Origin of the sequence: Longimicrobium sp. (assembly GCF_036280135.1) — a bacterium.
Lineage (GTDB): Bacteria > Gemmatimonadota > Gemmatimonadetes > Longimicrobiales > Longimicrobiaceae > Longimicrobium.
In genome coordinates this window covers 1-3,886 of record NZ_DASURI010000147.1, presented here as the reverse complement: position 1 = coordinate 3,886, position 3,886 = coordinate 1, and the positions used below count along the sequence as shown (strand labels likewise).

Below are 3,886 nucleotides of genomic sequence, written 5' to 3'. Positions count from 1 at the left end.
GTATCCCGACCACGCCGCCTCCGCCGAGGAGGCGCTGCTGCTGTCGCTGGACCGGGCGGGCCGCGTCGATCTCCCCCTGATCGCCCGCCTCTGGGGCCGGTCCGAAGCGGAAGTCGTCCGGGAGTTGGAGGGCCGGATCTTCCTGAATCCCGCGACCGCGTCGTGGGAGACGGACGACGAGTACCTCTCGGGCCGCGTCCGGCGGAAGCTGCGGGAGGCGCGGAAGGCGGCGGAGCACGACGAGCGCTTCCGGATCAACGTCCACGCGCTGGAGATGGTGCAGCCGGTGGACGTCGGACCGTCGGAGATCGCGGTCGCCCTCGGCGCCACCTGGATCCAGCGCGGCGTCTACCTGCAGTTCCTCCGCGAGCTCATGGAGTTGGGCGCCGGCGCCGACGTGCAGGTCGCGCACGTCGAGAAGGAGGCGCTCTGGGCCGTGCGCGCTGCGCGAGAGCTGCGCGACTCCGTGCGTGCGCGGTCGGTCTGGGGCACCGCGCGGGCGAGTGTCTTCCGCCTGATGGAGGACCTGCTCAACCAGCGCGCCACGGTCATCTACGACACCATCGAGGAGGACGGGAAGGAGAAGACCATCCGCAACTCGGAAGCGACGCTCGAGGCGCAGGAGAAGGCCCAGCAGATCGCCGACGAGTTCGCGCGCTGGGCGTGGGCCGACCCCGACCGTGCCGAGTACCTGGTGCGGCGCTACAACGAGTGCTTCAACGACGTCCGGCTGCGCGACTACGACGGGAGCCACCTGTCCTTCCCCGGCCTGTCGTCGGCGCTCGTGCCCGACACCCACCAGCGCAACGTGGCGTGGCAGATCGTCTCCCACGGCAACACGGGGATGGCCCACGTCGTCGGCGCGGGGAAGACGCTCGCCGCGATCCTGGCCAGCATGCGCATGCGGCAGCTGGGGATCTGCAGCAAGCCCCTGCATGCGACGATGAACCACATGCTGGAGCAGTACTCGCGCGAGTTCCTGCAGGCCTACCCCGAGGCGCGCCTGCTCACGGCGCACGTGGAGGACGTGAGCAGCCGGGACAAGCGGCGGCTCTTCTTCGCGCGGGCGGCGAGCGGCGAGTACGACGCGATCATCGTCACGCACTCGGCCTTCGAGCGGCTGGGGATGTCCCGGGACTTCGAGCGCCAGTTCCTGGAGGCCGAGGTCGCCGAGTTCGAGGAGCTGCTGAAGGAGGCCATCGCCGAGGAGGGTGAGCGAAGCCTCACCGTCAAGCAGCTCCAGGTCGTGCTCCGGCAGTACGAGGCGCGGCTGGCCACGCTGGCGTACCGCGGCGGCAAGGACGAGAACCTCACCTTCGAGGAGCTGGGCGTCGACTGGCTCTTCATCGACGAGATCCACCTGTTCAAGAACGCCGCGACCAAGACCAAGATCGCCGGGATGCCGCGTGCCGCGAAGCCGTCCAAGCGCTCCAGCGATCTGATGATGAAGTGCGCGTGGCTGGAGTCGGTGCGCCCCGGGCGCGGCGTCGTCGGCATGACGGGGACGCTCATCTCGAACACCATTGCCGAGCTCCACGTCCACCTGCGCTACCTCGCGCCCGACCTCCTGCGCGAGTACGGCATCCAGCACTTCGACGCGTTCGCGGCGAACTTCATCCGGCGCACCTGGCAGCTGGAGCCGTCCCCGGACGGCGGCGGCTTCCGCATGCGGGAGCGGTTCCACTTCACGAACGTTCCGGAGCTGCTCGGCATCATCAGCCAGCGGATCGACATCCAGCTCGCGGAGTCGCTGTACGAGCCGCCGACCGCGTCCGACGACGAGCCGGTTCAGCCGGCCGGGCGGCCGGCGGAGCAGGCGCCGCGCGCGCAGCTGGCGCCGCCGCCGTCCACGCAAACGACCGCGTGGCCGCGCATCCGGGTGCGGGAGCGCGGCCCGAAGAAGCTCCTCCAGCTGCCGCGCCCGCGCCTCACCGGCGGCCGGCCCGAGGTCGTCTCCGCGCCGCCGTCGGAGGAGCTGCTGGCGTACACCGAGCAGCTGGTCATGCGCGCCGAGCGGATCCGCAGCTCCGAGTACGTGGACCCGCGGCTCGACAACATGCTGCTGGTCACGAACGACGGCCGGCGCGCCGCGCTCGACATGCGGCTGATCCACCCCGCGCTCCCGGACCGGCCGGATTCCAAGGTCAACCTGCTGATCGACGACGTCTTCCAGCGGTGGGAGTCCACGCGCCGCGACCGGGCCACGCAGCTCATCTTCTGCGACTTGTCGGTGCCGCGCTACGACGGCGGCTTCAGCGTGTACAACGACATCCGCGAGAAGCTCGTCGCGCGGGGGATCCCGCCGCGGGAGATCGCCTTCATGCAGGAGGCGACCAACCCGCGGAAGAAGGCCGCGCTGCAGGCCGCGATCCGCGCGGGCCAGGTCCGCATCACCCTGGGGTCCACCACGAACATGGGCACCGGGACCAACGTCCAGGACCGGATCATCGCGATCCACCACCTGGACGCGCCCTACCGCCCGAGCGATGTGGAGCAGCGCGACGGGCGCGGCGCACGGCGCGGGAACATCTGGCCGTTCATCACGATCCGGCGCTACGTCACCGAGCGGTCCTTCGACCTCTACGTCTGGAATCTCCTGCACTACAAGCTGGAGATGATCAACCGGGTGCTGATGGGCGACCCCAGCATCCGCGAGATCGCGGACAACGACTCCGTGACGCTGAGCTACGCCGAGGTGAAGGCGCTCGCCGCCGGCAACCCGCTGATCCTGGAGAAGGCCAGCGCCGAGGCCGAGATCGCGCGGCTCCGGCGCGCGCGCAATGCCTTCCTCGACCGGCAGGTCCGCGCCCGGGCGGAGCGGAAGGATTACCCTCGCCGGCTCGCCGCTGCCGAGGCGGCGCTGGCCACGGCCCGCGCGGACCTTGAGCGCCGGGTGACCACGAAGGGCGACACCTTCCGGATCATCGTCGACGGCCAGCTGTACACGACACGGCAGGAGGGCGGCGCGGCGATCCGGCGCCTCGTGGAGGAAGCCTGCCATGCCTCCCGCGACCGTGAGATCGTGCCCGTGGGGCACTTCGCCGGCTTCGATCTGCTGGCCGCGGTGCACCCGCGGATGGACACGGCGCTCATCCTGCGCGGACACCGCGACTACGAGCAGGACGTGCAGCTCTTCCAGTCGCCGGTGCACCTGGTCCAGAGCCTGGAGGCGATCCCGCGCCGGCTGGACGGCATCGTCGCGGGGTACGAGCACCAGGTGGCGTACCTTCGCACGCAGGTGGCGCAGCTGGAGGCGATCAGGGACGAACCGTTCCCGCAGGAGGAGAAGCTCAACGCGCTGGTGGAGCGTCTGCGCGAGATCGAGCGCTCGCTTCGCCTGAACGACCCTGGCGAGCGCCGGCTGGACCTAGGCGTCCTCGACGTGGCCTCGCTGGAAGAGGAGCCGGAGGATGAAACCGCAACCATGGCGATGGCAGCCTGACGTGCGCCGTCGCCTGACAACGGAGCCGGCGGGCCGCTGCGTCCGCCGGCCGGAGGATTTCATGGCGGGACAACCCATCCGCGAGAACGACGAAGCCAGGGGCCGCGGCCTCTGGGCCCGGGTCGCGTGGTCGGACGGCCCTGGCCGCGAGGCCGGCGAGGGCGTCGTCATCGAGCTGCTGGACCCCACCCGGGCGGACGGGCAGCTCCGGTACCGCATCGCAGTCTTCTTGGACGGCAAGCAGACTGCGGAGGAGATCGTGCTCCCCCACGGGGTTGTCTATCCCGTGCCCCGCTGGAGGGTGCACATGGACCGTGAGGAGCGGCTGCGGTACCACCGCGGCTCCACGCTCCCCTGGAACGAGCCGATTCCGGGTGAATGACGCCTGACGCGCGCCTCTCCCCGCGAGCAGGCGCCTAAGAAACGACGTGTAATTAAGCAGGC

2 protein-coding genes are annotated in these 3,886 nt (G+C 70.4%); both read left to right on the top strand.

Annotation, left to right across the window (positions count from 1 at the left end):
- The coding region (locus tag VFZ20_RS04505; RefSeq protein ID WP_349264062.1) for a hypothetical protein at nucleotides 1-3,442 on the top strand (3,442 nt) is incomplete at its 5' end.
- A 61-nt stretch (nucleotides 3,443-3,503) separates the two neighbouring features.
- A complete protein-coding gene (locus VFZ20_RS04500; protein WP_329682638.1) occupies nucleotides 3,504-3,824 on the top strand; it encodes a hypothetical protein in 321 nt (106 codons plus the stop codon).
- The last annotated feature ends 62 nt before the right edge of the window (nucleotides 3,825-3,886 follow it).